The sequence below is a fragment of the Shewanella aquimarina genome, from assembly GCF_023349185.1.
GTDB lineage: Bacteria > Pseudomonadota > Gammaproteobacteria > Enterobacterales > Shewanellaceae > Shewanella > Shewanella aquimarina.
In genome coordinates, this window is sequence record NZ_JAKIKY010000012.1 from 1 (window position 1) to 24,258 (window position 24,258).

Annotated in this window: 19 protein-coding genes, 1 tRNA gene and 1 rRNA gene; 7 read left to right on the top strand and 14 right to left on the bottom strand. The window is 52.7% G+C overall.

Going from position 1 to position 24,258, the window contains the following annotated elements; translation table 11 throughout:
* From rrf to L2731_RS14655, 3 genes are all read left to right on the top strand, one after another.
* Positions 1-113: ribosomal RNA gene (gene rrf, locus L2731_RS14645) — 5S ribosomal RNA — on the top strand; the annotation flags it as partial.
* A gap of 23 nt (positions 114-136) precedes the next feature.
* Positions 137-213, top strand: a tRNA-Asp gene (locus L2731_RS14650).
* A 262-nt stretch (positions 214-475) separates the two neighbouring features.
* Positions 476-2,974 carry a putative bifunctional diguanylate cyclase/phosphodiesterase gene (locus tag L2731_RS14655; RefSeq protein WP_249253916.1) on the top strand — a complete coding sequence of 833 codons (2,499 nt, stop codon included), beginning with the start codon at positions 476-478 and terminating at the stop codon, positions 2,972-2,974.
* Here the strand turns inward: L2731_RS14655 and L2731_RS14660 are convergent.
* Both L2731_RS14660 and L2731_RS14665 read right to left on the bottom strand, forming a co-directional pair.
* Positions 2,963-3,952, bottom strand: coding sequence for an alpha/beta fold hydrolase (locus L2731_RS14660; protein ID WP_249253918.1), 990 nt, complete (start codon positions 3,950-3,952; stop codon positions 2,963-2,965). The two genes, L2731_RS14655 and L2731_RS14660, sit on opposite strands and share 12 nt — an antisense overlap.
* A 125-nt stretch (positions 3,953-4,077) precedes the next feature.
* Positions 4,078-5,865, bottom strand: coding sequence for a DUF885 domain-containing protein (locus L2731_RS14665; RefSeq protein WP_249253920.1), 1,788 nt, complete (start codon positions 5,863-5,865; stop codon positions 4,078-4,080).
* Positions 5,866-6,099: 234 nt separating this feature from the next.
* Between L2731_RS14665 and add the strand changes: the two genes are divergently transcribed.
* The gene (add, locus tag L2731_RS14670) at positions 6,100-7,095 is read left to right on the top strand and encodes an adenosine deaminase (RefSeq protein WP_249253922.1); all 996 of its coding nucleotides are present in this window, start codon (positions 6,100-6,102) and stop codon (positions 7,093-7,095) included.
* A 95-nt stretch (positions 7,096-7,190) separates the two neighbouring features.
* Here the strand turns inward: add and hemN are convergent, their stop codons facing one another.
* The 5 genes from hemN to L2731_RS14695 form a co-directional block, all read right to left on the bottom strand.
* A complete protein-coding gene (gene hemN, locus L2731_RS14675; protein WP_275659201.1) occupies positions 7,191-8,567 on the bottom strand; it encodes an oxygen-independent coproporphyrinogen III oxidase in 1,377 nt (458 codons plus the stop codon).
* 172 nt (positions 8,568-8,739) lie between these two features.
* A complete protein-coding gene (locus L2731_RS14680; protein ID WP_249253924.1) occupies positions 8,740-9,207 on the bottom strand; it encodes a DUF2489 domain-containing protein in 468 nt (155 codons plus the stop codon).
* Between the two features lie 124 nt (positions 9,208-9,331).
* Positions 9,332-9,865 (bottom strand): Der GTPase-activating protein YihI, encoded by a 534-nt coding sequence (gene yihI / locus L2731_RS14685; protein WP_239853769.1) that lies wholly within the window; start codon positions 9,863-9,865, stop codon positions 9,332-9,334.
* 47 nt (positions 9,866-9,912) lie between these two features.
* The gene (locus L2731_RS14690) at positions 9,913-10,581 is read right to left on the bottom strand and encodes a class I SAM-dependent methyltransferase (protein WP_041508741.1); all 669 of its coding nucleotides are present in this window, start codon (positions 10,579-10,581) and stop codon (positions 9,913-9,915) included.
* Positions 10,582-11,354: 773 nt separating this feature from the next.
* A complete protein-coding gene (locus L2731_RS14695) occupies positions 11,355-11,975 on the bottom strand; it encodes a c-type cytochrome (protein ID WP_041508742.1) in 621 nt (206 codons plus the stop codon).
* Positions 11,976-12,144: 169 nt separating this feature from the next.
* Here L2731_RS14695 and yihA point away from each other — a divergent pair, with 169 nt between their 5' ends.
* A complete protein-coding gene (gene yihA, locus L2731_RS14700; protein ID WP_249253926.1) occupies positions 12,145-12,801 on the top strand; it encodes a ribosome biogenesis GTP-binding protein YihA/YsxC in 657 nt (218 codons plus the stop codon).
* A gap of 752 nt (positions 12,802-13,553) precedes the next feature.
* On the opposite strand, the gene polA is transcribed toward yihA, so the two are convergent.
* On the bottom strand, positions 13,554-16,304 hold the full coding sequence (polA, locus tag L2731_RS14705) for a DNA polymerase I (RefSeq protein WP_239853763.1): 2,751 nt from the start codon (positions 16,302-16,304) through the stop codon (positions 13,554-13,556).
* 388 nt (positions 16,305-16,692) lie between these two features.
* On the opposite strand from polA, the gene elbB reads away from it, so the two are divergent.
* Entirely contained in the window at positions 16,693-17,346 is a 654-nt protein-coding gene (gene elbB / locus L2731_RS14710; protein ID WP_239853761.1) for an isoprenoid biosynthesis glyoxalase ElbB, read from the top strand.
* 59 nt (positions 17,347-17,405) lie between these two features.
* Here the strand turns inward: elbB and glpG are convergent, their stop codons facing one another.
* The 5 genes from glpG to L2731_RS14735 form a co-directional block, all read right to left on the bottom strand.
* Positions 17,406-18,242, bottom strand: coding sequence for a rhomboid family intramembrane serine protease GlpG (gene glpG, locus L2731_RS14715; RefSeq protein ID WP_239853759.1), 837 nt, complete (start codon positions 18,240-18,242; stop codon positions 17,406-17,408).
* 15 nt (positions 18,243-18,257) lie between these two features.
* Complete coding sequence (glpE, locus tag L2731_RS14720) at positions 18,258-18,563, bottom strand: thiosulfate sulfurtransferase GlpE (protein WP_239853757.1); 306 nt, start codon at positions 18,561-18,563, stop codon at positions 18,258-18,260.
* 88 nt (positions 18,564-18,651) lie between these two features.
* Positions 18,652-19,677: an L-threonine 3-dehydrogenase gene (tdh, locus tag L2731_RS14725; protein WP_249253928.1), complete on the bottom strand. Its 1,026-nt coding sequence runs from the start codon at positions 19,675-19,677 to the stop codon at positions 18,652-18,654.
* 10 nt (positions 19,678-19,687) lie between these two features.
* Entirely contained in the window at positions 19,688-20,881 is a 1,194-nt protein-coding gene (locus tag L2731_RS14730; RefSeq protein ID WP_239853752.1) for a glycine C-acetyltransferase, read from the bottom strand.
* Between the two features lie 403 nt (positions 20,882-21,284).
* Positions 21,285-21,938, bottom strand: a complete 654-nt coding sequence (locus L2731_RS14735) for a TetR/AcrR family transcriptional regulator (protein ID WP_239853750.1) — start codon at positions 21,936-21,938, stop codon at positions 21,285-21,287.
* A gap of 286 nt (positions 21,939-22,224) precedes the next feature.
* On the opposite strand from L2731_RS14735, the gene waaA reads away from it, so the two are divergent.
* The gene (gene waaA / locus L2731_RS14740; protein ID WP_249253930.1) at positions 22,225-23,490 is read left to right on the top strand and encodes a lipid IV(A) 3-deoxy-D-manno-octulosonic acid transferase; all 1,266 of its coding nucleotides are present in this window, start codon (positions 22,225-22,227) and stop codon (positions 23,488-23,490) included.
* A 20-nt stretch (positions 23,491-23,510) separates the two neighbouring features.
* Here waaA and L2731_RS14745 read toward each other — a convergent pair whose 3' ends face one another.
* On the bottom strand, positions 23,511-24,236 hold the full coding sequence (locus L2731_RS14745; protein ID WP_249253932.1) for a 3-deoxy-D-manno-octulosonic acid kinase: 726 nt from the start codon (positions 24,234-24,236) through the stop codon (positions 23,511-23,513).
* Positions 24,237-24,258 lie beyond the last annotated feature (22 nt).

A 24,258-nucleotide genomic window follows, 5' to 3' on the forward strand; every position in this document is an offset into this window, starting at 1 on the left:
GGAAACCATAGCATTGTGGCCCCACCTGATCCCATCCCGAACTCAGAAGTGAAACGCAATCGCGCCGATGGTAGTGTGGGGTCTCCCCATGTGAGAGTAGGTCATTTCCAGGCGCCTAATTTGGGCCTAGCCCAAAGGAGCGGTAGTTCAGTTGGTTAGAATACCGGCCTGTCACGCCGGGGGTCGCGGGTTCGAGTCCCGTCCGCTCCGCCAACATTAAGACGAAAGCCCTAGCAGCAATGCTAGGGCTTTTTTCGTTTTGGCCGTTCTCAATTTGGATGTAGGCATTCGAGATACTCCCTCCTCAGCATGGCCCTGCACTCGTCGTCCTAGCTAATCTCTATATGCTTATAGCTAAATGCAATAATGTTTAGCCACTAAGTAACTTAAATGTGGCATAATCGGCACAAACACACGCAGTAGATCCTGTATTGATAAGATGTGTTACGTCTGACGACCCTTTTCTTTAGGTGTAGTGACTTTGCTGAAATTTGTCTCGCGTCCCTCGCTCATGCTCTTCGCACCTCTGGTGTGTGTCTTGTTGTTCGCGTTTTTCATAACCAGTAGTTATTTTGTCGAGCGACAGCAGCGTCGAGACCATGTATCCACCTCCCAGGTCGAGTCTCTGTCTCAAGAGCTGATGCGGATGAATCATCTGGTGGCGATGGCCGCTAAGGCGCAAGACTTCACCCGGGTAGAAGAGGAGCTTGCCTTGCTTGGCAGCGACATTCGGCTATCTGTGTATACGCTTATCGATGGCAAAGGAGACATACGCTTTGCTAATCATGGTGTATGGCGTGACAGCTCGGCACAGTTGGTGATCGATGGTTATGATAGTCAGGAGCATCGAGACAGGGTCGCCGAGGGTAAGTCTAGGATTTACTTCAATGACAAGCGTCAGTCGATACAGGCCTACTATCCCATTACACCTCTACTCTCATCCCTGTCGGTGGAACGTCCCGAGCTTATTTATCTCGAATATGACATGGCGCCCATGCTGGCCGCCAGCGATGAAACCGTATTTGTCGGCCTGATGAGAACGGGGGCAATCGCCCTGGCGACCACCTTTGTCTTGCTCGGCCTGTTTTACTACTTTGTTTTGTCGCCGATTCGTCATCTGAGCCGCCAGGCGGCGGCTTTGGGTCAGTCAGAGCCTGAGCCGAGGAATAAGAAGATTGAGTCCCCCTTCATCGAGCTGCATAGCTTAGAGCAGAATCTCCAGCGCTTTAAGGATAGATTCCAACAAGGGGCGAAACAGCTTAAGGATAGCGAGCAGAGATGGCTGTTTGCCGTAGAGGTCTCTCGCTATGGCATCTGGGACTGGAACCTGGAGGATGACAGTGTATTTCTCTCGGATCGTTGGAAAGATATGTTGGGCTATGGGCCCGAAGACTTGATGCCCGAGTTAGAAACCTGGGAGAGCCGGTTACATCCTGAGGACAAGGAAGGAATACTCAAGAGCCTCAACGCCTACCTCAATGGCGAAACCGAGGAGTTTGAGAGCGTTCATCGACTCCGTCATCAGCAGGGCCATTATATCTGGGTGCTGGATCGCGGCATGACAGTTGCGTGGAATGAGAAGGGTAAGCCGCTACGCATGATAGGCACACTATCCGATGTGACCGAGGATATTCGCAATCAGAAGGCGGCGATGCATCAGGCCAAGCATGACCCGCTCACGGATCTGGCTAATCGTCGCGCTTTGATGGATGGACTCTATCAGCAGCAGGATGAGTCGGGAAGCTGTGCCGCCTTGTTTATGCTGGATCTGGATAACTTCAAGGTGGTTAACGATGCTCTGGGGCATCATGGTGGTGACAGGCTGCTGATTCAGATAGCGGCTAGGCTATCTAGTTATTTCTCTTCTAATTCACTTATCGCACGTGTGGCGGCCGACGAGTTTGTGATTTTGGTGAAGAAGCTGCCTGAAGATCTTCTCAGTGCTCGACGTCGTGCTCAGGCGTTGGCAAGCCAGATGCGTCAGCTCATCGCTCGCAGCTTTCATATCAGCGGTCATACTTTTAATCTCTCCGCGAGCGTCGGAATTGCCATCATAGATCCGAGTGAGGCCACCCCACCGGAACAGCAACTAAAACGGGTTAACATGGCCTTGGCTCAGGCGAAGGAGAGTGGCCGCGATGCCTGTGTGGTCTACAGCAGTGAGATGGATAAGCGTGCGGCGCAAAATCTGATGATCCGAACCGAGCTGGTGCATGCCGCCTCTCGCCATCAGTTGTCTCTCTTCTACCAGCCCCTGTTAAATGCCAAGGGCGAGATCGCCTCGGTCGAGGCCTTGCTGCGTTGGCATCATCCACAGCATGGGGCGATCTCTCCGGCTGACTTTATTCCGGTTGCCGAGGGTAGCGCCCTGATTATCGAGTTGGGTGAGTGGGTGTTGCTGGAGGCTTGTCGCTTTATTCGTGAGTTGAAGGCACAGAATATCTGCCCGCCCATGGTGTCAATCAACGTCAGCGCCCGTCAGTTCCATCAGGATGAGTTTGCGCCTAAGTTATTGGCCACGCTGCAGGAGCAAGGGATCAGTCCTGCCCATATTGAACTGGAACTGACCGAGCATGTGTTATTGACCGATCTTCAACAGGTGCGTCAAACCATGACTCTACTAAGGGAGGCAGGGATCAGTATCGCGGTGGATGATTTCGGTACCGGTTATAGCTCGCTGAGCTATCTGCAGGAGCTGCCGCTAAATCGCCTTAAATTAGATGCCAGCTTTATCAGAGACATGGGCAATGGTGAGGCGTCCGCCTCGATCGTTAAGGCCATGATCGATATGTCTCATAGCCTGAATCTGGAGTTTGTTGCCGAGGGAGTCGAGATCCAGTCTCAGTTCGAGCAGCTTAAGGTCTATCGCTGTGACCTATATCAAGGCTATCTTTTCCACCGGCCTATGCCGGGAGAAGAGCTGAGCCGCCTGCTGGTTAGGCTGGATGAATCACCCGTGATATCAAGCGTGTAGGCTGAGAAAGTCTGCCAGTTGATTCAGCGCCTGGTTTCGGGCGCTATCCCTTTCCATAAAGATCTCATGACGGGCATGGGTGACCTTGAAGAGGTGGCAATGCTCCCCCTTGGCGGCATCTTGGGCGCGATTATCGACGATGGAGTCTTCTTCCGCCTGCAAGATCAATATCGGCGTCTGTGCGTGTTTTGCGGCCTGGACGGCTTGCTCACAGGCATCGAGAGACTCGGTTAACCAGCGATTGGTTGGCGAGCCTAGCTTCAGCTGCGGGTAGGTCTCATATAGCTTACGATAGTCTTGATAGCGAGTAGCGCTATGGGTAAGGTCGTTCTCCTCAAAGGGGGCGGCAATATAATCTTTTCCACCTAAGACATAGTTGGGCTTATTGCTCGAGCCATTGTCCAGGTGTCCTGCCAACCAACGCACGAAGGGCTTAGGCATAGGCAGGCAGATGCCGTACATGGGAGCCGAGAGTACGGCCGCATCGAATACTTCTGGCGCCTGTTGCAGATACAGTGTGGCTATGGTCCCGCCCATGGAATGCGCCACTAGATATAGTCGGTCATGTTGCTTGGGGGTGACAATCGTATCGATGAAGTGACTAAAGTCACTCACATAGTCGGCAAACTTCTCTACGTGCCCCTGATGCGGATTATCGGTCAGCCTAGTTGAAAGTCCCTGGCCTCTGTGGTCCAAGGCATAGACGCTATATCCTAACTGATAGAGGTCGAAGATCAGTTCTTGGTATTTTAGATAGGCCTCGACGCGACCACTGCTGATCACGATCGCCCGGGTCGAGTTTGGGTGTGTGGCCATACAGTAGGCCAGCTTGAGCCCATCGCTACTTGTCAGATAGCCTTGCTCCACGCCCTGCCAGAAAGTATCTAGCTGCTGTCGATTGTCTTCTAATTCGCTGGAAAAAACCGGCAGTGTTGTGGCGATGGTGCCACTGTTTGTAGGGACTGGGGCTGCGGACATGGGCAATCTGAATTAGGAACAAGATGCCTGAGTGTAGCACGATATGTTATCGCGATTAATGGCTTAAGAGGGGCTAAGTGTCTCTGGCGCCACTATCGTGTGACTAGGACGCCAGAGGAGGAGCACTACTTAGCGGCAGCCTGTGCGGCGATGAAGTCGTCTATCTGCTGTTCGAGTAGCGCCATGGGCACTGAGCCATTGGCTAAGACGGCGTCGTGGAAGGCACGGATATCGAACTTCTCACCCAGTGCTTGCTCTGCTTTGGCGCGCAAACGCTTGATGGTGAGTTCGCCTATCTTGTAAGACAGGGCTTGACCCGGCCAGGAGATATATCTGTCTATCTCAGTGGTGACATTGTGTAGCGACAGTGCTGTGTTACTGGCCATATAGTCGATGGCCTGCTGCCTAGTCCAACCCTTGGCGTGCATGCCGGTGTCGACCACCAGACGGGCGGCGCGCCACATCTCATAGGTCAGGCGGCCGAAGTTGCTGTAGGGATCTTGATAGAAACCACCTTCCAGCCCGAGATATTCTGAGTAGAGTCCCCAGCCTTCTCCGAATGCCGAGATGTAGCTGTAACGACGGAAGTTAGGCAAGGAGGTCAGCTCTGTGTTGAGGGATATCTGCAGGTGGTGACCCGGCACGGCCTCGTGTAGGGTCAGGGCCTCCAACTCATATAGAGGACGTTTGTCCAGGGCATAGGTGTTTACCCAGTAATAGCCGGGTTGGTCGTCGCCACTGGCGCCGGAGTAACGGCCCGTGGTGTATTTAGGGGCGATCTCAGCGGGCACTTCCTGGATGCCATAGGGCGTGCGTGGCAGTTTGCCGAAGAATTTCGGTAGCATGGCATCGGCCTTCTTGGCGATAAAGGCGGCCTCTTTCAGGAGCTGCTCTGGAGTCTTGGCGTAGAACTGAGGATCTGTGCGCAGGAAGTGTAAGAAATCGGCGAAGCTGCCCTGGTAGCCTAACTTATCTATGATCGCCTGCATCTCGGCGCGAATGCGTTTGACCTCTTTGAGCCCGAGTTGATGCACCTCGTCGGCCGTCATCGGCAGCGTGGTGTAGTGGCGCACGCGATTCTCATAGAAGGCCTCACCGTCGGGGAGATCGTAGGCGGCAATACTTTGGCGTGCACCTGGGATATATTCTTGGGTCATGAAGTCATAGAAGGCCTGGTAGCTAGGCAATACATTCTGCTCAATCAGGGCCTTGCCTCGCGCCGTTAACTCGTTTTTCTGAGCCTCGGTGAATTGCTTTGGGAAGTGTGTGAAGGGCTTGAAGTAACCGCTCTGCTCAACCGGCACTATGAAGGCGCTGATACTCTCCTCGAAGCCGTTTAAGACTACCTTGGCGGGCGTGATGCCCTTAGCGAGTCCCTGCTTTAGCCAATAGGTTTGCTGGGCAAAATAGTGAGGCAGCGCCTCGAGCTTGCTCAGGTAGTGCTGATAATCGGCTTGGTTGTTGAAGTTACCCTTGGCGATGGAGGCGATATAGGCGTGAAAGCCACTCTCGGCGGTGATGGGTAAGTAATGGTCGTGAAATCGGTACTGGTCGACGCTGTTTTGTAGCTGATAGGCGAGTATCTGGGCGTTTATGCGATTGGCCTTGTCGAGCGATGCCATGTCTAATGCTTTGAGGCGAGCCAATAGGGCACTTTCGGCCTGATTGTGACTAGCCAGTGCCTCCGGGGAGAGATCGTCCAGTTTACCCGCCGCCGTTTCGTCGCCCTGTGAGTAGGCCATTTCTGGACTAGACTCTAATCTAAGTTGCCAGGCATCGTCTATGATGCGCTGCAATTGCAGATGACTCTGGCTGACAGTGGTTTGCGGTGTCGTGCCGACATCCGCCGTGGGTGCCATTTGGCAGGCCGTGAGGCTGAGTATGAGTAGGCAAGGGGCTAAGGGTTTATGCATGGGTGATCCTGTTGTCATTATTATGGGCCTAGGTATAAGCTCAACGATTATGCAATATTCAATTTGGTGGGTCACCCATGACACAAGATAAATTGTCAGCAGGTATTGCAACGGACTTTGGTCGAAAGCTGAACATAAGTCATGCATATCGTTAAAAAATGCGTGTTATAGTTGCAACAACTTCAGACCAGATAAAAAACAATATTGGCTGAGGGGTTCAAATAGGGGTTAAATATGATTGATACATCCATTCCGTTGGTGGATCTGCATCGTCATCTTGATGGTAACGTCAGGGTGGAAACGATTTGGGACCTGGGCCACCAACACAATATTGCTTTACCTGCCGATACTTTGGAAGGTTTAGCGCCTTTCGTTCAAATTCAGGGGAAAGAATCCAGCCTGGTCGCTTTTTTGAAGAAGCTAGACTGGATGGTTGCCGTACTGGCAGATCTTGATGCGGTAAAACGTGTAGCTTACGAGAATGTTGCCGATGCGGCGATCTCTGGCCTGGATTACGCCGAACTGAGATTCAGTCCTTACTATATGGCGATGAACCATAAGCTGCCGATCGAGGGGGTTGTCGAAGCCGTCATCGATGGTGTTAAGGCGGGCCTCAAGGATCATCAGGTGAAGATCAACCTGATCGGCATCATGTCGCGCTCCTTCGGTCAGGACGCCTGCATGCAGGAGCTAGACGCCTTACTGGCACACAAGCAGCACCTGGTGGCGATGGACTTGGCGGGGGATGAGCTAGGCTTCCCAGGCGCCCTGTTTAACGAGCACTTTAAGAAGGTGCGTGACGCCGGACTGGCGATTACGGCGCATGCCGGTGAGGCGGCTGGTGCCGAGAGCATGTGGCAGGCTATTCAGGAGCTCGGTGCGACCCGTATCGGCCATGGGGTCAATGCCATCCACGATCCTAAGCTGATGGAGTATCTGGCTGCCAATAAGATAGGCATAGAGTCTTGTCCAACCAGTAACCTGCATACGTCTACAGTGACCAGTTATCAGGAGCATCCGCTGCGTACCTTCATGGAGGCCGGGGTGTTGATCGGCCTCAACACAGATGATCCTGGCGTGAGCGCCATCGACATCAAGCATGAGTACGACACTGTGAAGCAGGAGATGGGCTTTAGCGACGCCGAGTTGGCGCAGCTGCAACGCAACGGCGTGGAGATGGCCTTTATCTCCGACAGCGAGCGCAAGGCGCTCTATGCCGCCAAGGCTTAAAGCGCTAACTTAAAGCACTAACTTAAAGTGCTATGGCTTAAATTATTAGCCACAAAAAAGCCGATGATAATTCATCGGCCTTTTTATCTTTGGGTTTAGATAACCCTTGAAAACTGCTGCTGACGGGCCTTGTCACGATAATAAACGTCGAAACAGATACAGATATTACGGATCAGCAGACGGCCTGTTTCGCCCACGGTGATCTTTCTGTCTTTCACTTCGACCAGCTTGTCGTCGATGAAGGTTTGTAGCAGTTTGAGATCTTCGGCGAAGTATTCTTCAAACTTGATGCCTAGCTGCTTATCTATCTTGGCCATATCCAGGTCGAAGTGACAGATCAGCTGTTTGATCACGACACGGCGGATCTCGTCGTCACGATTGAGCTTACAGCCTTTCCACAGGGCGTGACCCTTCTCGTCCACCGACTCGTAGTAAGGGCGGATATCTTTCTGGTTCTGGGCGTAGCAGTCGCCAATCTGGCTAATAGAGGAAACACCTAGGCCCAGCAGGTCACACTCTTCCTGGGTGGTGTAACCCTGGAAGTTACGGTGCAGGCGTCCTTCGTTCTGCAAGATGGCGAGTTCGTCATCTGGCTTGGCGAAGTGATCCATGCCTATGTACTGATAGCCAGCGCCCGTCAGCGTCTCGATGGTCTGGTGTAGCATCTCCAGCTTCTGTTGTGGCGTCGGCAGGTGCTCGTCTTTAATCTTACGCTGGGCGGCGAAACGTGCCGGCAGGTGAGCGTAGTTAAACACAGAGAGTCTGTCGGGAGACAGATCCAGTACGCGTTGCATGGTTTCGGCGAAGCTTTCTGGCGTCTGGTGTGGCAGGCCGTAGATCAGGTCGATGTTGGTCGACACGAAGCCCATCTCTTTCGCCTTGGCGATCAGGTCGAAGATAAACTGCTCGTCCTGTTCGCGGTTAACGGCAATCTGCACCTCTTTGTTGAAGTCCTGCACGCCAACCGAGATACGGTTGAAGCCGGCTTCTTTAAGGGTGTCTAGCATAGAGAGTTCGATCTCGCGTGGATCGACCTCGATAGAGTATTCGCCCTCGTCTGCAATATTAAAGTGCTCTCTTAGCAGCGCCGACAGCCTGAGGATCTGCTCCGGGCTGAGGAAGGTTGGCGTGCCGCCACCCCAGTGGATCTGGGTTACCTGGTAATGCTTAAACAGTGGTGCACGTTTGACGATCTCTGCCGCGAGATATTCGATATATTGGTCGGCCTTGTGCTGGTGACGGGTGATCACCTTGTTGCAGCCGCAGTAGTAGCAGAGCTTGGCGCAGAAAGGAATGTGTAGATACAGCGATAGTTTATTGCTCTTACTGTTGGCAATAGAGGTGAGCAGGTCTTCTTCGGTGAAGGAGGCGTCAAATTCTAGTGCGGTCGGGTAAGAGGTATAACGAGGACCGCTGTAATTATATTTTTCGATCATTGACTGATCCCAACTAATTTGGGTGGGCTGCTTCAAGGCGTGTCCTCCGAGGGTGGTAAATTAGCAACTAGCGAAGTATGCAATGTTATTGAGTGAATAACATTGATCCAGGTTGCAAATTAGCACTGCAATTTATGTTAGCTGTCGAATATCCTTGTTTTCGGCTTAAATGTCTTGGTCTTAAGCCGTTTTTGTGCACCGACTCACGTCAGTGGCTGAGGTGGGCATAGGCTTTGGCCAGCAGGGCCACCTCGGCCATGATCTCGGCTTGCAGCGCCGATTCTGACTTCATTCTCTCTAAGTCTAGCTTCATACGCTGCTGCTTGGCCAACGCCTTGCGCTGCTCCATGATGGGGTGGGACTCGATGATCTCATAATGCTTAAAGAGCGCCGGATAATGGTGCTTTACCTGTTCGACGTGGCCGAGGATATTAAAGAGTTTACCGATACGCATCACGCCCTCTGAGAGTTCGCAGCGCTCCTCGAGCATGGCGGCGGCGATATAGTGGATGTTGCCCAGCAGCTCCAGCTCTTTGGCATCTTTGGCCGCTTGTTGGGCCTCGCGCTGGGCTTTTTGTTGGGCGGTTTGCTGTTTTAGCTTGAGTAGCAGGCTGGCGGCGTAGGCGGCCAGGCCTAAGATGATGATGGCGCCTAGGATGAGGAGTGTCGTGGTCATAATCAGTCCGAGGTTTTGGGTTGCTAGTTGTTTGCTTTCGCTAGGTGATAGTGGCTAGGTATTGTTTACCTGGCGTAGATAGCGAAATGGCATCGAATCGATGCCATTTGGGTTAGCCGCGGGGCTAGTCTTTATCCTGGTAATCTTTGAGCAGATCGGCGCCAGATTCAAACTTCTCCAGGAGATCGTCGTCTGAGCCGACCGTGGTCTTCATGACATGCTCGAGATCGTCCTCTTCCGTGATGCCCAGGCGATCCATCAGGCGCTCTATCTCTGTCAGCTGCTTCTCTAACCAAGCCTGGTCCGCCTCGTTGAGATCGCGACCTTCTTCGAGCATATCCAGCAGCTTGTTGAGTCTAGGATCTTCCTCTAGCTTCAGCAGCTTCTGCTCATCGCTCATCTTAGGCGCCTTGGGCTGCTTGGCTACAGGCGTCTGAGTCGGTAACTCCAGCGCGATAGGCTTCTTGCTGCCGTGGCGAGGATCTTTCGCCTGGGCCGTGCCCGATTGCTTCTGTTGGATCTGTTTTTCGTTATGACGACTGCCCGCTTTATTGCCCGACTTCTGCTTCTTGCCCGTGAGGGCACGGTCTTCTTTCTTGGTTCTAGGCGGACGTTTTGGCGCATTCTCATTGATCTTGCGCGTTTTCTTACGTGTCATAGCGTTAATCTCAACTACAAAAAATCGTGAACCTACCTAACTCTGAGTCAGATAAGTGAACTTGGGTCGCGTGTTATACCAGATCCTGTTGGTTTTTGCACCAAAATGAGATCTTTCGAGGCGAATAATAGCCTAAAGTCAGCCTGGGCTGCCAAATATTGGAAGGTGGCCTCCTGATAAAAACTGACATGGGTCAGATTGTTCTTATGATGCCACTTGGGAAAGCCCTGAAGTTCGGTGAGCAGCTGGGTGCTGATTGCCATCCAGCCACCGGGTTTGAGCAGAGAACAGAGCAGCTGCCACTCTTTACCTGGAAAGCGAAAGTGTTCGAAGACACGATAGCAACAGATGAAGTCGTACTTGAGCCTCAGCAGGGTATGATCCGGAGCGAAGTGTGGATCATATTGGTTGAGCTGGTGACCTCGGGCCATGATGGCGTCTATGGCCGGTTGGCCTAGCAGTCGCCCGAAGTTGAGTCCAAGTAGTGGTCCCTGAACCTGCTGCTCACACTGAGTGATCAGGCTCGATAAGAATTGTTGCAGAGGTTTGTCTTTACTATTGGCCGAGCGGTAGCGTTTTACCTCGGCGCTAGGGGGCAGATGAGAGCTGGCATCGGCAAACAGCAGCATGCAGCGTTTACAGCGATAGATAGCTCGTTTTCTATCTTGATAGAAGGGGGCGGTAGCTTCGCTGGTGCACAGGGGGCATCTTCGCATGGCTCGGGCATGACTCTCAAAGGCTGGGTTAATTGCAGTTGCCTGTTTAATTTACTGTAGGCCAGGTGGAAACAGAAGCGTATTTTTTGTTGGGTATAAAAAAAGGCGACAGTATCACTGTCGCCTTCCAAAAAGTACCAAAGGTACTCAATTCTGATTCCAAGTTTCCTTACTTGCTATGCGACTCTCCCAGTCGGATTCCATCTTATTTTTTAATCTGCTTTCCATGCATAGTTATTTTCGTTTTCGGTCTTCCAGACGCTTTTTTTCTTTCCCTGTCGCCTTCCTGACCACAGCTTCCGTAGATGGTCTTCTTGACACATCACAATCCATATCGTCATCTTTGACGCCTAATAAACCATCCCTGTTAGGTTTACGTTAAAGTTCAGCAGTAAGCAGTTTAACTGTTTCCTGAACCGTAAGGAGAATGCTAATTAGCGCATTGGCCTTCCTAACCAATATCCTTACTAAGTTATTACGACCCGACTTCAGATGCGAAGTACTACTCTTATTATTTTTAGTGAGTGGTCAAAAAATTATTATTATTTTTACTTAACTTTATTCTTATATCTTAAATGTAATCACATACCGAAATCTGTTTATTGTTATTAGATAGATTTTATACAAACAGTTGGGTTTACCTCGGTACGGGCACAATTAAAACGAAATCTGTGATCTATGTCAAGCATCAATTTTCGGCAGTTTACGTAAACGTAAACTTAAGGTGGTAAAAAAGGGTGGTATTGACCACCCTTTCACTTTCTAGCGATTAATTACTTAATGCTTGAAATATATTTAGATAGTGCTTCGATATCTTCGCTGGTCAGCTTCTTGGCAACGTCTTGCATCATGCCGTTTAAGTCGTTGTTACGACTTGTATCATGAAACTTATTCAGCTGGATCTTGATATAGTTAGCGTGTTGACCCGCGATGGCTGGGAAGCCAGCTGCTTCTGAGCCTTGACCACTTGGACCGTGACAGGCGATACATGCGGTCACGCCACGTACGGCGTCGCCACCCTTGTAAAGCTGTTCGCCTAGCTCAGGCACATCTTTCACTTCGCTCATTGCAAGTTTTTGTGAAGAGAAGTAAGCCGCTAAATCTTCGATATCCTGATCTGACAATGCTGCCGCCATTGGGCTCATCATTGGATCGTTACGGCCTTCTTTGCCACCTGTGTGCGCCGCTTGGCGCAGCTCGGTTAGCTGCTTCTTCAGATAAGTTTCTTGTTGACCCGCAAGCTTGGGGTACATGTCGATCATGCTGTTACCATCAACACCGTGACAGGCAGAACAAATGATTGCTTTAGTTTTTCCCGCTTCAGCATCACCTGCTGCTAGAGCCGGAGTTGATAGAGTGGCTAACATTGATAGCGCAATAGCGAACTTTTTCATGGCGTTCCAACTTTTAAGTTAAATTTTTTGTCCTGAGCTTACGAGAGTGACCTGCAAGCGTGATAAAATATGATTTATGTGATCGGGGTAATATTTTACACGAAATTGTGCAAATGTAAGCAAGTCTTCGATATTTAAACTGAAGAAATAACAAATTTTGGGGTGGGTAGTGACTGATTCTCGTATCGATTTTCGACAGGCCAAGTTTTTGATCAGTGCGCCGGATATTGCGCATCTGGATGAGCACTTGCCCGGTGATGTAGGCGTCGAAATCGCCTTTGCCGGTCGTTCTAATGCCGGAAAGTCGAGCGCATTAAACCAATTAACCGAACAGAAGAACCTGGCAAGAACCAGTAAGACACCTGGGCGTACCCAGTTGATCAACGTCTTCGCGCTCGATGAGCACAGACGCCTGGTGGACTTGCCCGGTTATGGTTTCGCGCAGGTGCCCTTGGCCATGAAGAAGAAATGGCAGCAGGCACTGGGGCAATATCTGCAAGAGCGTGCCTGCTTGAGTGGCCTAGTTGTATTGATGGATATTCGCCATCCACTCAAAGATCTCGACATGCAGATGATAGAGTGGGCGGTCGATTGCGATATCCCTGTGCTGGCCTTGCTGACCAAGTGTGACAAGCTGGCGCAGAGCGCCCGCATGAAGACGGTCAACGAGGTGCGTAAGACCTTGGCGGACTTCGGCGACGGTGTGAAGGTGGAGCCATTTTCTTCTCTGAAGGGAACCGGCAAGCCTAAGGTGCTCAGTATTCTCAACGAATGGTGTCATCCAGACTGGCTGGTGGAGGCCTTGGCCGACGCCGAGCAAGAGTAGCTAAGGTTAAGTGATGTGTGAATAGAGAGCGCCTCCAGATTGGGGGCGCTTTTTTTATGCCTGGTATTTAGCTGATAGGAGAGCGGGCAAAAAAAATGCCGAGGGCTACGCCATCGGCAAAAATACATTAGCTCTTTTGGGGAGAAGCTAAATTTCAACAAGACTCAAGTTCTGTTGGACATCGACCAACAGTTCTCAGTGGCCATAGGATAGCCCGAATCTCACCTCAATTAAAGTATTTGCTCTAAAATAAATTTCAGGCGAAAAAAAGCCCCAGCAAGTAACTTGCTGGGGCGCCATAATTTGGCATCTCACTTAACGTGAAATAAAAAAGGTCTGAAAGATAGAACATCTTAACCTCTGTACCCTACGCAGAGAATAATACTTCATTGGTCGTATTATGGGAAACTGTTTTTTGTAAAAAACGACAATAATGTGAGCAATATCTAAAAAAGTGCTCAATAAAGACACAGGTTTTTGATCTGAAATTTACAAAAAATACCCTTAAAAGAGCCATTTAGTTTAAAAGCCCACTTAAGTGAAAAAATATTACTATTTTTGACGATTTTTACGGCTCCAAGGGGGGAAAGAGGGGAAATCCCATGGAAAACAGGCCTGGCAGCATAAAAAATGCCCCGGCAGGGCCGGGGCATCTTCTTCTCTAGGTACTGTTTCCTTGAGCTAATGTTTCCTTGAAACATGGCCTCGTTAGAACATTGTTCCTGTCGAGGCTCGTTCGCTAAGCATCCAGTCTAGTGGGCCTGCTCCCAGTTGTCGCCAATGCCTGCCTCGGCCAGCAGCTCGACATCCAGTGACGCGGCCTGTGCCATCAATTCGCACACCTTGATTTTGAGTGAGTCAGCCTTGTTGGCGTCAACTTCAAACACGAGTTCATCGTGCACCTGCATGATCATGGTGATCTCTCCCTGTGTCTCTGACTCAATCCACTGGGCTATGTTGATCATGGCCTTCTTGATGATATCGGCAGCCGTGCCCTGCATGGGGGCGTTGATCGCGGCGCGCTCGGCGGCCTGACGACGCATGGCGTTTCTATCTTTGATAGCCGGCAGGTAGAGTCTACGACCATAGAGGGTCGATACATAACCCTGCTCGGCGGCGGCCGCGCGGGTATCTTCCATATACTTGAGCACGCCCGGATAGCGCTTGAAGTAGATGTCGATATATTGCTGGGCCTCGTGGCGTGGAATATCGAGCTGGCGCGCGAGGCCGAAGGCCGACATGCCATAGATGAGACCGAAGTTGACCGCCTTGGCGCGGCGGCGTTGCTCGCTGGTGACCTCGCTAAAATCGACGTCGAACACCTCGGCGGCGGTGGCCCTGTGAATATCCTTGCCTTGGGCAAAGGCGCTCAGCAGTCCCTTGTCCTGTGACAGATGCGCCATGATCCTCAGTTCTATCTGCGAATAGTCGGCCGCGAGGATCTTGCGGCCCTCGGGTGCCACGAAGGCGTGGCGAATACGGCGACCCTCTTCGGTACGAATGGGGATATTCTGCAGGTTAGGTTCACTTGATGACAGGCGACCCGTGGCGGCAATCGCCTGATGATAGCTGGTGTGTACCCGGCCAGTCTTGCCATCGACCATGAGCGGCAACTTGTCGGTATAGGTGCTCTTGAGTTTCGACAGGCTCCTGTGTTCCAGGATGATCTTGGGTAGTGGATAATCCAGTGCCAACTCGACCAGTACCTCTTCCGCGGTGGACGGCGCGCCTTTAGGGGTCTTCTTCAATACCGGATAGCCAAGCTTCTCGAAGAAGAGCGCCTGCAGCTGTTTGGTCGAACCCAGGTTAAAGGGCTCGCCGGCGATCTCATAGGCCTTCTGTTCCAACTCGTCTATCTTGCGAGCCAGTTCTTCGCTCTGCTGACCCAGCAACATGCTGTCGATCAACACCCCTTGACGCTCAATCTGAGACAGTATGGTGACCAGAGGTAGCTCAATGTCGGTAAAGACGCTGGCAAGCTCGCTGGCTTTTTCCAGTCTCGGCCAGAGGTGTTGGTGTAACCTGAGTGTGATATCGGCGTCTTCGGCCGCGTAAGGCGCCGCCGTCTCCAGCGGGATCTGGTTGAAGGTCAGCTGCTTCACGCCCTTGCCGGCGATCTCTTCGAAGCTGATATTCTTGTGGCCCAGGTATTTCAGTGCCAGGTCGTCCATGTTGTGCTTAGAGGCGACCGAATTAAAGACATAGGATTCGAGCATGGTATCGAAGGCCACCCCCTTGAGGGTGATGCCGACATTGGCCAGTATGCTCATGTCATATTTAAGGTTTTGCCCCACCTTGAGAAGCTTGGCGTCTTCCAGGAGTGGCTTGAGTTTGGCGAGTACCTGCTCGCTGTCGAGCTGCTCTGGTGCACCGGCATAATCGTGGGCAAGCGGTAGGTAGGCGGCCTTGCCTGGTTCGATGGCAAAAGATAGGCCGACTAGCTTGGCCTCCATGTAGTTGAGGCTGGTGGTTTCCGTATCCAAGGCAAACAGCGGCGCGGCAGCCAGGGCCTTGAGCCACTCATCGAAGGCTTCCCAAGTCAGAATGGTATCGTACTGGGCATCGATCGCCTGGGGCGCAGGCGCTTCTTCGGCTTCTTCTTGACTGTCGCTGCCAGACTTATTGTCTAATACCTCGGCCAGCCAGCGTTTAAATTCCATCTCGCCGTAGCATTTGATTAGCTCGTCGCGATCCGCGTCTTGAATATTGAGCTGATGCCAGTCTTGCTCTAACTCGACGTCACACTTGATAGTTGCCAGATCATAGGAGAGTTTAAGCATGTCGCCATGTTCGGCGAGTTTGGCCGGCATCGTCTTGGAGCCTCTAAAGCCGAGCTCCGGCATCTTGTCTGGGTTGGCAAGGATTGCATCGACGCCGCCCACGCCTTGTAGCATCGCCAGCGCCGTCTTCTCACCGACACCGGGTAGGCCGGGAATGTTATCCGCCTTATCGCCTTGCAGGGCCAGGAGATCGATGATCAGCTCTGGGCCGACACCAAATTTCTCGCTCACTTCATCAGGGCCGAGGATGGTGTTGGTCATGGTGTTGATCAGGGTGATCTTGTCATCGACCAGCTGTGCCATATCTTTATCGCCGGTACTGATCAGCACGGCACGACCTTCCTGACTGGCCTGCCTGGCGATGGTGCCTATGACATCGTCGGCTTCGACGCCGGGAATACAGACCAAAGGAAGCCCCAGGGCGCGAATGATGCGGTGTAGCGGCTCAATTTGCGTCCTGAGATCGTCTGGCATCGGCGGTCTGTGGGCCTTATATTCGGCATACATCTCATTGCGGAAGGTTTTCCCCTTGGCATCGAACACCACCGCCATCTGCGTCGGCTTATATTGGTTGAGCAGGCTGCGTAGCATGTTGATCACGCCATAAACGGCACCCGTGGCCTCACCCTTGGAGTTGGTTAGATGGGGGGGCGCATAGTAGGCGCGGTAAAGATAGGAAGAACCATCCACAAGAATGAGTGGGTTTTCAGCGATATTAGGCATAATTTTATCTATTTTTTCGGTATGCGATGATGGCGCTAGCATGCCATATTAGGGCGATTTCGGCCACGGCAAATTACTCAGCAGCCTGTGGATAAGTCTGTGAGCTAAAAAAGTTTCAGCGAGTAGGTATCACGACGACGAACATAAGCTGGTGATGTAACTTGTTGATTTATTTTTGTATTATATTTTTGTGTGAACTAGGTATTACTTCCGAGTAAAAATTCCTAATTTGTGGATTTATTATTTTGTCATCCATATTAACGCTCTGACTTGGCGAAATTGTTCGGCCTTGTTAGAGTCGATGAACTAACTTAGCATGAAAAATAATCAGATCAACCCTTTTGTTATTTAGTTGTTAAAACCATTCGGTCTATTAAAGGAGTTTTTAATGAAAAAATTTGCTGTTTTATTAAGCGGCGCGGGAGTGTTCGATGGTAGCGAACTTCATGAGGCGGTATTGACTCTGCTGTCGCTGACCCAGGCCGGAGTGAGTTACCAATGTTTTGCACCTAACATAGAGCAGATGCATGTGGTGAATCATCTCACCGGTGAGGTGGCTGTGGGTGAGCATCGCAACGTGCTGGTGGAATCGGCGCGCATCGCCCGTGGCGACATTAAGGCAACTGACGAGCTAGATATTCAGGCATTCGATGGCCTGGTGATCCCGGGTGGTTTTGGCGCCGCGAAGAACCTGTGTAACTTTGCCGTGGTCGGTAGCGAGTGCGAGGTGGCGCCCAGCGTACAGACTTTCATCGGTGAATTTGTCGAGGCGAACAAGCCCGTCGGCTTCATCTGTATCTCGCCTGTGATGATCCCTAAGCTCTATGGCGAGAAGGCCAAAGGCACCATAGGCCATGACAGCGAGACTGCCCATGCATTTAATCTGATGGGCGGTGAGCATGTGGACGCCAATGTCGAACAGATAGTTGTCGATGAGGGTCGCAAACTGGTGAGTACCCCGGCCTATATGTTGGCCGAGAATATTGCCCAGGCCCATATCGGCATAGATAAGCTAGTGAAGAAGGTGATTGAGCTGGCGTGATCTGAGTTAATTAAATTAGGGCCCGCATGTTGCTGGGCCCTTTTGAGCTCAGCTTTGCATCAAGCTCGTCGGCGACTGTCGATAAAGCCTTGGGCTAAGCCTACCATCAAGCCGCCGATATGGGCGCCGTTAGCGATGGAGAGGCCAAACATATCGGTAAAGCCGAATACCAGCCAGATCAACATAAAGCCTATATAGGCAGGAGGCAGGCCGATTCCTTTCTCGGGACGCTTGACTCCCATTATCCAGGTGTAGCCCACCACAGCATAGACCACGCCCGAGAGACCGCCGAAGTTGGGACCACCTATGGCATACTGCAGCACATTCGGCAGTGTGCCGGCGATCAACAACAGGGTCGCCAGCGGCGTGACACCCAGCTTGTTCTCTATCTTACCCCCCAGATACCACCACCAGAGCAGGTTGAAGATGATGTGCATGGCGGAGAAGTGCATCAGGCTCGGCGTAAATACTCGCCATATCTGAGTGGTATCACTATCTGGCACGGCGCCGAAGAAAGAGAGCGCCTCGAAGATTGGGTTGGCAAAGCCGAAGATAAAGCCGAAATAGATTAGCGTGCAGCTCAGCATGACGCTCAGGGTCAAGGGGCCAGCCCCGGACAGGAACTGAGTCACCAGCTGCAGACCAGGCGCGCCGTAGTCTAGCTTGGTGCCCGTGCTGCCATTCTCCCAAGATGCCTGAAGGTACTTGTCGTCATAGGGATTGCGAACAAAGTGCTCATATTCCTGGCGCGCCTTGGCATAGTCTTGTTCTCGGGTGACATAGAGAGTGACCCCAAGCTCGGCATGTTGCAGCCGGCAATCTATGCCCTGGCCCTTGAGGTAATCGATCAGCGCCTGGGCGGCGCGCTCATTGGGGAGACGACCAAGTTCCAACATATTCACCTCGGGTGATTAATGGGCTTCGCGCCAGGCCTGAAAGCCGCCGTCCAGGCTATAGACATCATCGAAACCCTGCTCATGCAGGTATTGTGCGGCGTTCTGGCTGCTGATGCCGTGGTAGCAGACCACGACTAGTGGGCTATCCATATCGGCCTCGGCGATATAGCGTGCCAGGTTTTCGTTGTTGAGGTTGGTGGAGCCGGGGATCTGCCCCGCCTCGAAGCTGGCGCCGTCGCGGATATCGACCACCTGTAATTCGGCATTGTCTTCCAGCATATGGATGAGTTGATTGACACTCAGGTGTTGAAAAGCAGACATAGTCAACCTGTAAAGCAAAAGAGGGATAGGATAAGTGTGCAACATGGGGCCGTGAGAGTACAGCCCCGGTTTCGGGTGGTTCGGGGGATTAGTCCCAGCTGAGGATCACCTTGCCCGACTGGCCCGAGCGCATAGCGTCAAAACCTGCTTGGAAATCATCGACTTTGTAGTGATGTGTGATGATAGGGGAGATATCCAGGCCAGATTGGATCAGGCTGGCCATCTTGTACCAGGTCTCAAACATCTCACGGCCGTAGATCCCTTTGATGATGAGGCCCTTGAAGATCACCTTGCTCCAGTCGATAGCCATGTCACCGCCGGGAATACCCAGCATGGCGATCTTGCCGCCGTGGTTCATGGTATCCAGCATAGAGTGGAAGGCGGCCGGTACGCCGGACATCTCCAGACCCACATCGAAGCCTTCGGTCATGCCCAGTTCCTGCATCACATCTTCCAGCTTCTCCTTGGCCACGTTGACGGCGCGGGTGGCGCCCATCTTCTTGGCCAGTTCGAGGCGGTATTCGTTCACATCTGTGATCACCACATGGCGTGCGCCAACATGACGACAGACGGCTGCTGCCATGATGCCGATAGGGCCTGCGCCCGTGATCAGTACATCTTCGCCCACGAGATCGAACGACAGCGCCGTGTGTACCGCGTTGCCGAAAGGATCGAAGATTGAGGCCAGATCGTCAGAGATATCGTCGGGGATCTTAAAGGCGTTGAATGCTGGGATCACCAGATACTCGGCAAATGCGCCTTCGCGGTTAACGCCTACACCCGAGGTGTTGCGGCACAGGTGAGTACGGCCCGCGCGGCAGTTACGGCAGTGACCACAGGTGATGTGCCCTTCGCCCGATACGCGATCGCCAATCTGGAAGCCACGGACTTCCTGGCCAATCTCGACCACTTCGCCCACGTATTCGTGGCCGACCACCATAGGGAAGGGGATCGTGTTTTGCGACCATTCGTCCCAGTTGTAGATATGTACGTCTGTGCCACAGATGGCGGTCTTACGAATTTTGATCAGCAGATCGTTGTGGCCAACTTCAGGTTTTGGCGCATCAACCATCCAGATGCCTTCTTCAGGCTTGAGTTTGCTTAGGGCTTTCATCGATAGACTCCTAGATAATTCCCATCTCTTTAGCGATGCGGGTGAAGGCATCGATGGCGCGATCTAGCTGCTCGCGGGTGTGAGCGGCAGACATCTGGGTACGAATACGGGCTTGGCCCTTAGGTACCACAGGGAAGGAGAAGCCGATCACATAGATGTTCTCTTCCAGCAGACGGTTAGCAAAGTCGCTGGCCAGCTTGGCATCGCCAATCATCACAGGGATGATGGCGTGGTCGGCGCCGCCCAGGGTAAAGCCTGCTTCTGTCATCTTCTCGCGGAAGTAACGGCTGTTTTGCCATACGGCTTCGCGCAGCGCCTGGCCAGACTTGAGCATCTCCAGCACATGAATCGAGGCGGTGACGATTGAAGGTGCCAGCGAGTTAGAGAAGAGGTAAGGACGCGAGCGTTGACGTAGCCAGTCGACGACCTCTTTCTTGGCAGAGGTAAATCCACCCGATGCGCCGCCCAGGGCCTTGCCCAGGGTGCCCGTGATGATGTCGACTCTGTCCATCACGTCGCAATACTCGTGGGTACCGCGGCCGTTTTGACCGATGAAACCTACGGCGTGAGAGTCGTCCACCATGACCAGGGCGCCATATTTATCAGCCAGATCGCAGACACCTTTAAGGTTGGCGATGACGCCGTCCATCGAGAATACGCCGTCGGTGGCGATCAGAATGTGGCGCGCACCGGCCGCCTTTGCCGCTTGCAGCTGTGCTTCCAGATCGGCCATGTCGTTGTTGGCATAGCGGAAACGCTTGGCCTTACACAGACGCACACCGTCGATGATAGAGGCGTGGTTCAGGGCATCTGAGACGATGGCGTCTTCGGCGCCGAGCAGGGTCTCGAACAGGCCGGCGTTCGCATCGAAGCAAGAAGAGTAAAGGATAGTATCTTCCATGCCGAGGAATTCGCTTAGGCTGGCTTCGAGTTGCTTATGAATATCTTGGGTACCACAGATGAAGCGCACAGACGCCATGCCGAAGCCGTGATCGCTCAGGCCTTGCTGGGCGGCGGCGATCAGTTCGGGATGATTGGCTAGGCCGAGGTAGTTGTTGGCGCAGAAGTTCATCACTTCGTGGCCGTTGACTTGGATTTCTGTCTTCTGAGGAGAGGCAATAACGCGCTCGCTCTTGTATAAGCCTTCCGCTTTCACTTCAGCCAGCTGCTGATTGATTTGATCGTAGAATGAGGTCGTTGCCACCTGTAGTCTCCTTCTTTCTGTCTCGTTTTATTTTTGTATGCTTTGCTCGAGTCTGCACGCTTGGCAGATAAACTCGAGGAAAGGCGATAAGTTAGGAACCATGTTTAACGCATAAGTCAGGCTTGTCATAGCCAGGTATCGCCCCGTCGATGAATGATTAAGTCTAGTTCAGTTTCGACCATCTATTGTTGCCGACAAGCCTGTCGGAAAAGGGGGCGCCTGGGATATGGATCGCGCTAGGCTGGCCGAATTCTAACCTTAAACCCGGCCGGCGCCACATTTTTTTTTTGCGCTATTAACTAAGTTAGTGCATGTGCAACTTTCGCATAACAAAAAATAATGCGAAATGTCACAACTGGCGGTATCCGATGGCTGTAGAGGCTGGCGCGCAGCCAATGCTCGCCTAGTCTTCCTCTTGTTCCGCCTTAGCTAGGGCCTGGTAGTGTTGCTCCAGTCTGATGAAGGTGGGTCTGGCGGACTCGCTGGCGTAGGCCTTGAAGATCATCAATACCCTTAGCAGGCCCTCGTAGAGCGAGGTCTTAGTGATCTGGGTGGCTTCCGAGTGGGTGAGCTGGTTGCTGATCCAGAAACAGGCCACCATACGGATGGTGTCGGCCAACGGGGTGATCTCGGCATCTTCCAACACCACTACGCCATCTTGTTTCAACTGGCTAAGAATGCTGGTGGCCTTCTTGAGTACCTGTTCATGGGTGACCGTATATCGTTTGTTGAGCTCTTCGTCGCGGCTGAGGATGATCACCAGGTTGGCGTACATGAAACGGAACTGCCACAGGGTGTAGAAGAGGGCATCGAAGTAGCCGATCAAGAGGTCGACATCTACCTTCTTGCCTTCATAGGGCTGAAAGCCTGTCTCCAGGTGCTGCTCATAGAGGCTGAAGATGGAGCGAATAATGTCTTCTTTATTGCGGAAATGGTAGTAGAGGTTACCCGGGCTGATCCCCAGATGCGCGGCAATATGGTTGGTGGTGATGCTGCGCTCACCATGTTCGTTAAACAGGGCCAGGGCGGCATGGACGATTTTATCGCGGGTTTTCATCTTGATCCTAAGTCAGGTCGGTTATCTACCAGCGCACTCAAGTGAATAGGTGGACTGGATAATTGGCTACATTCGAGTAAAGGCTCCAGTTGCAACTTATCAGCCAGCGGGTAAAAGTCAATCTATGGCTACTCAGACCAGTTAAGATTAACATCCTGTTTTTCACTCCTTTTATCAAGTTGGCTGACATTGTATCGGGTCACTGGCGTTTGCCGCCCGTCGGCGTCAGGCATATGTTACTATTAAGCCCTATGAGTAAATTGCCCCTGTCTAAGTGCCGAGCCCTATGAATCGTACTCTCTATTCAATCTTGCTGTATCTGTTAAGCCCCCTGCTAATTCTTTATTTGGTGATTCGGGCAGTTAAGAGCCCGGATTACCGTGGTCGCTGGGGCGAACGTTTCGGTTTGGCCAAGCTTTCGAAGGCAGATCTACTGATTCATTCGGTCTCTATGGGGGAAACCCTGGCGGCGATTCCGCTCATTAAGCAGATACAGGTCGCCTACCCAGATCTTAACCTCACTATCACCACGACCAGCCCGACTGGTTCGGCCGAGGTGCTCAAGGCCTTCGGCGAGTCGGTGCAGCACTGTTACCTGCCCTTCGATCTGCCTCTGTGTGTGGCGCGCTTTCTGGGCCAGTTGCAACCCAAACAAATTATCATCATGGAGACTGAGCTGTGGCCTAATCTTATCCATCAGGCCAAGCGCCGGGGGATCAAGCTGATGTTGGCTAATGCTCGCCTGTCGGAGAAGTCGGCGAATCAGTATCGGGGTAGGCCCAAGCTGTCGCAACCCATGCTCCGTTCTCTGAACCTGATCGCCGCCCAGTCGCCCCAGGCGGCGCAGCGATTCATCGACTTGGGGGTCGATGCCGAGCGGGTAAAGGTCACAGGCAGTCTTAAGTTCGACCTCACCATAGCGCCAGACTTGCTCGAGCAGGCCAAGGGGCTACGTCAGCAGTGGCAGCGTATGGAGACCCCCGTCTGGGTAGCTGGCAGTGTGCACCCGGGCGAGTTCGACATCATGCTCGCCGCGCACAAGAGTCTGCTGATGCGGTTTCCTCACGCTCTAATGGTCTTGGTGCCCCGGCATCCGGAGCAGTTTGATGCGGCGGCAAGCCGGGTCAAGGCGGCGGGGCTGGTGCTGGCGCGACGTAGTCGTCAAGAGGTGGTAGATGAGCAGACTCAGGTGCTGCTCGGAGATACCATGGGCGAGTTGTTGAGCTTCTATGGCGCGGCGGATCAGGCCTTCGTCGGTGGTACCCTGATCGAGAATGGTGGCCATAATCCGCTGGAGCCGGCGGCCATAGGCCTGCCCGTCTATGTGGGGCCTCACCATTGGGATTTTGCCGAGATCACAGGGCTGCTCAAGGAGGCGGGCTCATTGACGCTGGTGCAGAATGGCGATGAGCTGGCTCAGGCCTTGGTGCATAAGTTTGATGATAAGGCGGCCTATCTGGGTGCCAGAGAGGCCGGGCTCGAGGTGGTCGAGGCCAACAAGGGGGCACTGACGGCGCAGTTCGCCCTAGCTAGTGAGTTGATTAAGGCTTAGTCGCTAATCGGTCGGCCTAGCTAGGTCTGGGCGTAACCCGCTAGCAGCTGCTGCCAGTTTTCCTGGGTAAAGTGTAGTTCGGGTGCCTTGCCCTTCTCCTTGTTGAAGGAGCGCAGCAGGCGGTCGAGGTTGGCCTGTTGCCACTTGCTGTCAGGTTTCTTGAGGGCGCCGCGATCGAAGTCGATCAGGGTAAAGCTGTCATCGGCGAGCAGTATGTTCTTGGCATTGAGATCCGCGTGGTAGACGCCGCGGTGATGAAACTTGGCGATACAGGCACCGAGTGCCTGCCAAAGCTCCGCGGACATAGGTGACCGCTTTAGCCTAGCCACCAGATCCCGCGCGTCCGGTATCCGCTTGATGATGATGTCGCCACGGTAATAGGGGCCGCTACGCTGGATCTGCGCCGCCACCGGCTCAGGTACGGCAAACCCTTCCTCAAACAGCTGCTCCAGCAGGGTGAATTCCGCGATTGCCCGGCAGCGCTTTAGCCCAGTATAGAGATAGGCGTCGCGGCTGAATTTCTCCATCATGCCACCACGATAATAGTGTCTGAGTACCCATTCATCTTCCGGCGCCAGGCTCAGTGGATGAGGGTTGACAAACCAGGTGGTGTAACGCCCCGTCGATGAGCCCGTGATGGCGCCTAACTCTTGCCAGTAATCGAAGGTAAACCAATCAGGGGTGATCGCCTTGAGCGAAGGCTGGTTAAAGACGATACAACCGGCATCGGTAGGTTTTATTTGCATAGATTTACTGGCTCAACGGGCT

Bases quoted from the DNA above. Each gene is read 5' to 3' on its own strand.
- L2731_RS14660 (WP_249253918.1), bottom strand. From the start codon at position 3,952: ATGTCCGCAGCCCCAGTCCCTACAAACAGTGGCACCATCGCCACAACA.
- L2731_RS14665 (WP_249253920.1), bottom strand. From the start codon at position 5,865: ATGCATAAACCCTTAGCCCCTTGCCTACTCATACTCAGCCTCACGGCC.
- add (WP_249253922.1), top strand. From the start codon at position 6,100: ATGATTGATACATCCATTCCGTTGGTGGATCTGCATCGTCATCTTGAT.
- L2731_RS14680 (WP_249253924.1), bottom strand. From the start codon at position 9,207: ATGACCACGACACTCCTCATCCTAGGCGCCATCATCATCTTAGGCCTG.
- yihI (WP_239853769.1), bottom strand. From the start codon at position 9,865: ATGACACGTAAGAAAACGCGCAAGATCAATGAGAATGCGCCAAAACGT.
- L2731_RS14690 (WP_041508741.1), bottom strand. From the start codon at position 10,581: ATGCGAAGATGCCCCCTGTGCACCAGCGAAGCTACCGCCCCCTTCTAT.
- L2731_RS14695 (WP_041508742.1), bottom strand. From the start codon at position 11,975: ATGAAAAAGTTCGCTATTGCGCTATCAATGTTAGCCACTCTATCAACT.
- polA (WP_239853763.1), bottom strand. From the start codon at position 16,304: ATGCCTAATATCGCTGAAAACCCACTCATTCTTGTGGATGGTTCTTCC.
- elbB (WP_239853761.1), top strand. From the start codon at position 16,693: ATGAAAAAATTTGCTGTTTTATTAAGCGGCGCGGGAGTGTTCGATGGT.
- glpG (WP_239853759.1), bottom strand. From the start codon at position 18,242: ATGTTGGAACTTGGTCGTCTCCCCAATGAGCGCGCCGCCCAGGCGCTG.
- glpE (WP_239853757.1), bottom strand. From the start codon at position 18,563: ATGTCTGCTTTTCAACACCTGAGTGTCAATCAACTCATCCATATGCTG.
- tdh (WP_249253928.1), bottom strand. From the start codon at position 19,677: ATGAAAGCCCTAAGCAAACTCAAGCCTGAAGAAGGCATCTGGATGGTT.
- L2731_RS14735 (WP_239853750.1), bottom strand. From the start codon at position 21,938: ATGAAAACCCGCGATAAAATCGTCCATGCCGCCCTGGCCCTGTTTAAC.
- waaA (WP_249253930.1), top strand. From the start codon at position 22,225: ATGAATCGTACTCTCTATTCAATCTTGCTGTATCTGTTAAGCCCCCTG.
- L2731_RS14745 (WP_249253932.1), bottom strand. From the start codon at position 24,236: ATGCAAATAAAACCTACCGATGCCGGTTGTATCGTCTTTAACCAGCCT.